Origin of the sequence: Rhodococcus sp. R1101 (assembly GCF_000278445.1) — a bacterium.
In the GTDB taxonomy this organism is placed as follows: Bacteria; Actinomycetota; Actinomycetes; order Mycobacteriales; family Mycobacteriaceae; genus Rhodococcus; species Rhodococcus gordoniae.
The window spans coordinates 1-1,783 of record NZ_AJVB01000645.1 but is presented as its reverse complement, the minus strand read 5'-3'; the positions used below and the strand labels follow the sequence as shown (position 1 = coordinate 1,783).

The following is a 1,783-nucleotide window of genomic DNA, read 5'->3' as shown; positions in this document are numbered from 1 at the left end:
CATGCGTTCGGCGGAGTTCCGGGAGGTCGATCTCGCGGCTGCCCGCGCGGTGCGGCACGCGGTCGAGGTGTCCTCGGCGACCCGCATCGTCTACGTGTCCGGTTTCGTCCCCGAGTGCGACCCGGAGGCGCTGTCCGAACATCTGCTCTCCCGGTGGGAGGTCGAACAGGAGCTGTCCCGGTCGAGCCGGTCGGTGATCACCCTGCGGGCCGGGATGGTGCTCGGATCCGGGTCGACGAGCTTCGAGGTGCTGGGCCAGCTCGGTGGGCGGCTGCCGGTGACGGTGGTACCGGACTGGATGAACTCGAGGGTCGAACCGGTCGCGGTCGTCGACCTGACCGCGGCGGTGGCCGGGGCGGCCGTGTCGGAGCTGTCCACGCGGTCGTTCGATGTGGGTTGCGGTGAAGTCCTCCGATATCCGGAACTGCTGCGGCTCTACGGCCGGGTCACCGGGATGCCGCGCGCGCAGGTCACCCTCTCCGGGCTGCCGGAAGCGGTGATCGGCCGGATCGGGTCGTGGCTGACGGAGGTGCCCTCCGAAACCGTTGCGGCTCTGATGGAGAGTCTGCGGCACGACATGACGGCCCGGGACTGCCGGTGGATCGGCCGCCTGGTGCCGTCCGGCTACCGGCCTGTGGGCATCGAGCGGGCGTTGCAGCGCGCGGTGCTTCCCGCCGATACGAGGATCTCGTACGGGGCTCGGGATCCGATGGGCCCACTGCCCGGCGATCCGGACTGGGCGGTCGCCGCCGCGGAGGCCCGCCGATATTCGGCGCAGGGTATCCCCCCGCGGCGCCGAGCGCGGATACGCCGGCATGACGACTGAGACCTCGGGGTCGAGTCAGGTAAGGATGTCCGTCCTGTCGCCTCTCGGGGGTCCGGTGCTAGCTTCTCGACATGTCGCTACCGAACCCGCCGTCGGCGAACGATTCCCGGGGGCAGCACGAGGGCACCGAACCGCACACCGGCGGGTTGGCGAGCAAGCTCAACTGGTTGCGGGCGGGCGTGCTCGGCGCGAACGACGGGATCGTCTCGACCGCGGGGTTGGTCGTCGGTGTGGCGGCCGCCACGACGGACGAGTCGACGATCCTCACCGCCGGGGTGGCCGGGCTGGCCGCGGGCGCGGTGTCGATGGCGCTGGGTGAATACGTGTCGGTGAGCACGCAACGCGACACCGAGCGTGCGGCGCTGCACACCGAGCGGCGCGAGCTCGCCGAGATGCCGGAGGCCGAACTCGACGAACTCGCGGGGCTGCTCGAGAGCAAGGGCTTGTCGGCGGTCACGGCGCGTGCCGCGGCCGAGGAGCTGACGGCCCGGGATCCGCTTGCCGCCCACGCGGAGGTCGAGTTGGGGATCGATCCGACCGACCTGGCGAATCCGTGGGTGGCGGCGCTGTCGTCCGCGGTGTCGTTCACCCTCGGGGCGTTGGTGCCACTGCTGATGATCGTGTCGGTGCCGGAAGCCGTGCGGATCCCGGTGACGTTCGTGGCGGTGCTGTGTGCGTTGGCCGCGACCGGATCGATCAGCGCGTGGCTCGGTCGGGCCCGGCGTGGCCGGGCGGTGCTGCGGGTGGTGCTCGGCGGGGCGCTGGCGATGGCCGTGACCTATGCGGTGGGTCAGCTGTTCGACGTGGCCCTGTGACATGGCCCTGCGGCGCGGACCGTCGCGTCGTGATCGTGCGCGGCGGGCCGGTTCACGCGCCGAGCGCGAAGGCGATCAGGAATCCTGCCGCGGTGCAGATGCCCACCCACCAGCCGCCTTCCCGATAGGCCTCGGGCATCAG

General features: G+C 71.5%; 2 protein-coding genes and 1 pseudogene. 2 read left to right on the top strand and 1 reads right to left on the bottom strand.

Annotated elements, in window-relative coordinates:
* Together R1101_RS28290 and R1101_RS0122730 are read left to right on the top strand one after the other, a co-directional pair.
* Positions 1 to 826, top strand: an 826-nt coding sequence (locus R1101_RS28290; RefSeq protein WP_016935502.1) for a hypothetical protein, incomplete at its 5' end; no start/stop codon positions are given.
* Between the two features lie 71 nt (positions 827 to 897).
* The gene (locus R1101_RS0122730) at positions 898 to 1,641 is read left to right on the top strand and encodes a VIT1/CCC1 transporter family protein (RefSeq protein ID WP_016935501.1); all 744 of its coding nucleotides are present in this window, start codon (positions 898 to 900) and stop codon (positions 1,639 to 1,641) included.
* A 52-nt stretch (positions 1,642 to 1,693) separates the two neighbouring features.
* Here the strand turns inward: R1101_RS0122730 and R1101_RS30435 are convergent.
* Positions 1,694 to 1,783: pseudogene (locus R1101_RS30435) on the bottom strand (ZIP family metal transporter); the annotation flags it as partial.